Source organism: Martelella sp. UBA3392 (genome assembly GCF_002358775.1).
Taxonomy (GTDB): domain Bacteria; phylum Pseudomonadota; class Alphaproteobacteria; order Rhizobiales; family Rhizobiaceae; genus Martelella; species Martelella mediterranea.
In genome coordinates this window covers 1-4,590 of sequence record NZ_DEPM01000004.1, presented here as the reverse complement: position 1 = coordinate 4,590, position 4,590 = coordinate 1, and the positions used below count along the sequence as shown (strand labels likewise).

General features: G+C 62.0%; 6 protein-coding genes. 5 read left to right on the top strand and 1 reads right to left on the bottom strand.

Translation table 11 applies throughout. The features are described from left to right. The 4 genes from B4E36_RS00460 to B4E36_RS00445 all read left to right on the top strand — a co-directional run. A partial coding sequence (locus tag B4E36_RS00460; RefSeq protein WP_345899846.1) for a DUF4432 family protein occupies positions 1-696 on the top strand: 696 nt, incomplete at its 5' end. Positions 697-771: 75 nt separating this feature from the next. Then, positions 772-1,110 (top strand): TIGR01244 family sulfur transferase, encoded by a 339-nt coding sequence (locus tag B4E36_RS00455; RefSeq protein WP_292059428.1) that lies wholly within the window; start codon positions 772-774, stop codon positions 1,108-1,110. 67 nt (positions 1,111-1,177) lie between these two features. After that, positions 1,178-1,522, top strand: a complete 345-nt coding sequence (locus B4E36_RS00450) for a RidA family protein (RefSeq protein WP_292059431.1) — start codon at positions 1,178-1,180, stop codon at positions 1,520-1,522. A 124-nt stretch (positions 1,523-1,646) separates the two neighbouring features. Continuing rightward, a complete protein-coding gene (locus B4E36_RS00445; protein ID WP_345899847.1) occupies positions 1,647-2,363 on the top strand; it encodes a ribonuclease T2 family protein in 717 nt (238 codons plus the stop codon). 4 nt (positions 2,364-2,367) lie between these two features. Here B4E36_RS00445 and B4E36_RS00440 read toward each other — a convergent pair whose 3' ends face one another. After that, positions 2,368-2,694 (bottom strand): BON domain-containing protein, encoded by a 327-nt coding sequence (locus B4E36_RS00440; RefSeq protein WP_018066949.1) that lies wholly within the window; start codon positions 2,692-2,694, stop codon positions 2,368-2,370. Between the two features lie 178 nt (positions 2,695-2,872). Between B4E36_RS00440 and ettA the strand changes: the two genes are divergently transcribed. After that, on the top strand, positions 2,873-4,522 hold the full coding sequence (ettA, locus tag B4E36_RS00435) for an energy-dependent translational throttle protein EttA (RefSeq protein WP_018066950.1): 1,650 nt from the start codon (positions 2,873-2,875) through the stop codon (positions 4,520-4,522). Positions 4,523-4,590 lie beyond the last annotated feature (68 nt).

Here is a 4,590-nt window from a genome sequence, read left to right as displayed (position 1 = left end):
CATTCGCTGGAAGGCTTTTTGTTCACCTGCGGCCCGGAGCATATTCGCCATCCCGAGCCTGTAGAGGGTGAGGACGGGCGGTTCTACCCGTTGCACGGCTCCGCCTCCGGCAATGCGGCGGTGGTCAAGTCTCTGGAGACGGGACCGGCCGGCGCCGAATGCGTTGCCGCGATCCCGGTGAAGACCGCCAATGGCGGCGACATGCTGATCGAGCGCCGCTGGACGCTGGAGGCTGCAACCGGCGAATTGACGCTCGCGGACACGGTCATCAACCGGTCCGACCGGGCGCTGCCGATCATGATGATGTATCATATCAATTTCGGCGCGAAGCATTTCGACGATGGCGTGCGGCTCGAAAGCGCCTCGCTGCCCGAGGGTACGCTGCCCTGGCGGTTCGGCGAGGGCGATCACGGTATATTCTGCGTTCCGGCGGCAGGCGGCGAGAGCGGCTGGTCGACGACGCGGCTCGGCCCGATCGCGGCCCTTGGCGGGCGCTGCTTCACGCTTTCCGTCGATACGGCGACGCTGCCTTACCTGCAGATATGGCGCAATCAGGAAGCGCCGGCGCATATTCTCGGCATCGAGCCGGTCTCCCATCGCTGGACATCGCGGCGCAAGCTCGCCGAAGCCGGTGAGCTGGAACCGGTGGCGCCGGGCGGCTCGAAGCGGTTTTCGCTAAAAATTCGTTTCGAATAGCCAGACCGCCCGCTATCTTGCAAATCATCAAAATCTTCTTAGTTTCTGCGTAGCAAACGCAAAAGGGATACCGTCATGCATATCCGCCCGATCGATGAGTTTTATGCCGTCAGCCCGCAGATCACGCCGGACCAGATCGCCGAGATCAAGGCGGCCGGGTTCAAGTCCATCGTCTGCAACCGGCCGGACGGCGAGGAGCCGGGCCAGCCGACCTTTGCCGAGATCAAGCAGGCGGCCGAGGATGCCGGCCTCTATTTCGCTCATGTGCCCGTCGGCGGCATGGGCCTGACGCCCGAGGCCGTGACCGGCATGGTCGATGCGTTGGACGACATGGAAAAGCCGGTGCTGGCCTATTGCCGCTCGGGCGCGCGCTCGACCCGGATCTACGAGGAAGCCAAGCGCCTGCGCGGCTGAGTTCTCCTAATCAAGGCGGTCCCGGTGGGCCGCCTTCTGTTTCTGCATGCAAAAGAAAGTGAATGCGATGACGGTAAAACGTATCAAGCCCGGCCCCCTGATGTCCGGCGCGGTTGTCCACGGCAACACGGTCTATCTCTCCGGCCAGACCGGCGAGGGCCCTGATGTGACGACGCAGGCCAAGGAATGCCTCGCCAAGGTCGATGCGCTTCTGGCCGAGGCCGGGACCGACAAGTCGAGAATCCTGCAGACGCTGGTTTATCTGAAGGACATGGGCAATTTCGCCGAGATGAACGCGGTTTGGAAAGACTGGGTCGATCCGGCGAACACGCCGGCGCGCGCCACCAGCCAGGCCGAACTTGCCGCGCCGCATATCCTCGTCGAGTTCACCGTGATCGCCGCGCTGGACTGATCCGCGGCGCCGTGTGCCGCCGGAATGGCCTGGTGCTCATCCAGGCCATTTTTCTGCGATATGTATTAAAACTGTGCGGCCGGCAGCTATTCTGCGACGGTTTCAACTTGGGGAGGGGGAAGAAATGAAAATCAAGGCAGCATTGATCGGAATATCGATGATGGCGACTGCGGCGACGCCGGCGATGGCCCGCGAAACCGCGGCGATCCTGGCCGTCAGCTGGCAGCCGGCCTTTTGCGAAGGCCATCAGGATAAGCCCGAATGCAAGAGCCAGACGGAAAGCCGCTATGATGCCGGCCATTTCTCGCTGCATGGTCTCTGGCCGCTCGGCGAGAACTATTGCGGCGTTGCGGCGGACGTCCGCGCCGAAGATGAAAACGGTGACTGGAGTGCCCTGCCGCCGCTGTCGCTGAGCGATGGCCTGCGGGAAACGCTGGCGAAGGTGATGCCGGGGACCCAATCCAATCTCCAGCGCCACGAATGGGTAAAGCACGGCACCTGCACCAGGTTCACGCCGGAAAACTACTTCCAGACGTCTGTGGACCTGCTCGAGCAATTGAACGGTTCGGAGGCCGCCAGGCTGTTTCAGGCGAATATCGGCAGGGAACTCTCGGCCGACGAGATTGCCAAGGCGTTTGATAGCGCATTCGGGCGCAACGCCAGGAATCGCATCAAGATCAGCTGCGTTAGCGATGGAGATCGTCAACTAATCGATGAGATCACGATCGGCCTTTCGGACAAATATGCGCCGGGCACGTCTCTGGAAGACCTGATACAGGGCGCCGGCAGGACCGCGATCGGTTGCGACGGCGGGATCGTCGACCCCGCCGGCATGCAATAATTCCTCAGAGCGTGCGCGACTGCGCGCGGGCGTCGTCTTCCTTGCCGCTGCTGCGCAGATGGCGCTGTTTCGGGCGGATGGCGTTGCGCACCCGTTTGATGCCCTCGACGGAGAGCGCGATATTGCCGGCGACCGCGATTTCCTCGCGCATATAGACCTCGCCGGTCAACCGCGCCTCTTCGCCCTTGACGGTGACATGGACTTCCGTGGCATCGAGCAGGCCGGAGGAAGCCAGTTCGCTGGCGATCGCATCCTCGCGGCGCGCGTCGGGATTCCATTCCTCGGTGTCTTCAACGGGTTCGCCATAGAAAGCCGCTTTCTTGAGTACCATGGTCGCTTCCTTCCAAATGCCGTTTCAATTCTAAAGTCTTAAACGTCTGACGCGGGCGATTGTTCATTTCATGACGTCTTTGTGACGACGATGGCAATTCCGGAAGGCGCATTGTTTCCCAAGCCGGTTTCGCATACATAGCGGCCCAAGCATCCAATTGACGGGAAGCAGGAAAGATATGGCACGACAGTTCATCTACCACATGGCCGGGCTCAAGAAGGCCTACGGCGCCAAGAAGATTCTCGAAGACATCCATCTGTCGTTCTACCCGGACGCCAAGATCGGCATTCTCGGCCCGAACGGCGCCGGTAAGTCGACCGTGCTGAAGATCATGGCCGGTCTCGACAAGGAGTGGACCGGCGAGGCCTGGCTCGCCGAGGGCGCGACCCTTGGCTACCTGCCGCAGGAGCCGCAACTCGATCCGGAAAAGACCGTGTTCGAAAACGTGATGGAAGGCGTCGCCCACAAGAAGGCGATCGTCGACCGCTACAACGAACTGATGATGAATTATTCCGACGAGACCGCGGACGAGGGCGCGCGCCTTCAGGACGAGATCGACGCGCAGAACCTCTGGGACCTCGAGAACCAGGTCGAGATGGCGATGGACGCGCTGCGCTGCCCGCCGGGCGACGCCAATGTCGAAAACCTCTCCGGCGGTGAAAAGCGCCGCGTCGCGCTCTGCCAGCTCTTGCTGCGCCAGCCCGACCTGTTGCTGCTCGACGAGCCGACCAACCATCTCGACGCCGAAACCATCGCCTGGCTCGAAAAGCATCTGCGCGAATATCCCGGCGCCATCCTGATGGTCACCCATGACCGTTACTTCCTCGACAACGTCACCGGCTGGATCCTCGAGCTCGACCGCGGGCGCGGCATTCCCTACGAGGGCAACTACTCGGCCTATCTGCAGGCCAAGGCCAAGCGCCTGGCGCAGGAGGCCCGCGAGGAGGGCAGCCGCCAGAAGGCGCTGTCGCGTGAACAGGAATGGATTGCATCGAGCCCGAAGGCGCGTCAGGCCAAGTCCAAGGCCCGTATCCGCGCCTATGACGAACTGGTGGCATCCGCCGAAAACCGTCGTCCCGGCGATGCCCAGATCATCATTCCGGTCGGCGAACGTCTCGGCAATGTCGTGATCGAGGCCGAGAACCTGTCGAAGGCCTATGACGGAAGGGTGTTGTTCGAAAACCTGTCGTTCAAGCTGCCGCCCGGCGGCATTGTCGGCGTCATCGGCCCGAACGGCGCGGGTAAATCGACGCTGTTCAAGCTGATCACCGGTCAGGAAAAGCCGGATTCCGGCGATATCCGCGTCGGCGAGACCGTCGATCTCGGCTATGTCGACCAGAGCCGCGATTCGCTCGATGGCGACAAGAATGTCTGGGAAGAGATTTCCGGCGGCAACGACATCATCAAGCTCGGCAAGTTCGAGATGAACTCGCGGGCCTATTGCGGCGCCTTCAACTTCAAGGGCGGCGATCAGCAGCAGAAGGTCGGCAACCTCTCAGGCGGCCAGCGCAACCGCGTCCATCTCGCCAAGATGCTGAAGTCGGGCTCCAACGTCCTTCTCCTCGACGAACCGACCAACGATCTCGACACCGAGACGCTCGGCGCGCTGGAAGACGCGCTGGAAAACTTCGCCGGCTGCGCCGTGGTCATCAGCCATGACCGCATGTTCCTCGACCGCCTCGCCACCCACATCCTCGCCTTTGAGGGCGACAGCCACGTGGAATGGTTCGAGGGCAACTTCGAAGACTACGAGGAAGACAAGATCAGAAGGCTCGGGCCTGAGAGCGTCAAGCCCAGCCGGGTGTCGTATAAGCGGCTGACTCGGTAGTCGATCCAGTGGCTATGCGGCGGAGAAAATCGTCTGCCGCATAGCCCCCAATCTTCTCGCCCCGGAGG